The following is a 709-nucleotide window of genomic DNA, read 5'->3' on the forward strand; positions in this document are numbered from 1 at the left end:
GCGCTTAGTGGGAAAGGATGTGAAACCGCGCAGACAGCCAGGAGGTTGGCTTAGAAGCAGCCATCCTTGAAAGAGTGCGTAATAGCTCACTGGTCGAGTGGTTTTGCGCCGACAATGTAGCGGGGCTCAAGCGCGCTACCGAAGCCGCGGCACTGCGTTTCGCAGTGGGTAGGGGAGCGTCGAGCGGGCATTGAAGCGGTGGTGCAAACCAATCGTGGAGCCCGTTCGAGTGAGAATGCAGGCATGAGTAGTGAAAGAGGAGTGAGAACCTCCTCCGCCGAATGACCAAGGGTTCCAGGGGAAGGTCGTTCCGCCCTGGGTGAGTCGGATCCTAAGGCGAGGCCGACAGGCGTAGCCGATGGGCAACGGGTTGATATTCCCGTACCCGTGCAGATGCGCTCACGGCGACCGCGGATGCGCTAACTGCCCGGCGTGGTCTGGAATTCGTTCCGGGCCGCGTCGCGTGGGACCCCGTCCGCCAGTAGCCGAGCGATGGGGTGACGCAGAAGGGTAGCCCAACCCGGGCGATGGTTGTCCCGGGGCAAGGGTGTAGGGCGGTGCGTAGGCAAATCCGCGCACCACGTTCCTGAGACCTGATGCCGAGCCTAAGCGGCGAAGTGGGTGATCCCATGCTGCCGAGAAAAGCCTCTAGCGAGTGTCTGCACGGTCCGTACCCGAAACCGACACAGGTGGTCAGGTAGAGAATACC

General features: G+C 61.9%; 1 rRNA gene. It reads left to right on the forward strand.

Going from position 1 to position 709, the window contains the following annotated elements:
- Positions 1 to 709 (forward strand): 23S ribosomal RNA (locus tag SREC43747_RS0119280); the annotation flags it as partial.

Source organism: Saccharopolyspora rectivirgula DSM 43747, from assembly GCF_000497205.1.
GTDB lineage: Bacteria > Actinomycetota > Actinomycetes > Mycobacteriales > Pseudonocardiaceae > Saccharopolyspora > Saccharopolyspora rectivirgula.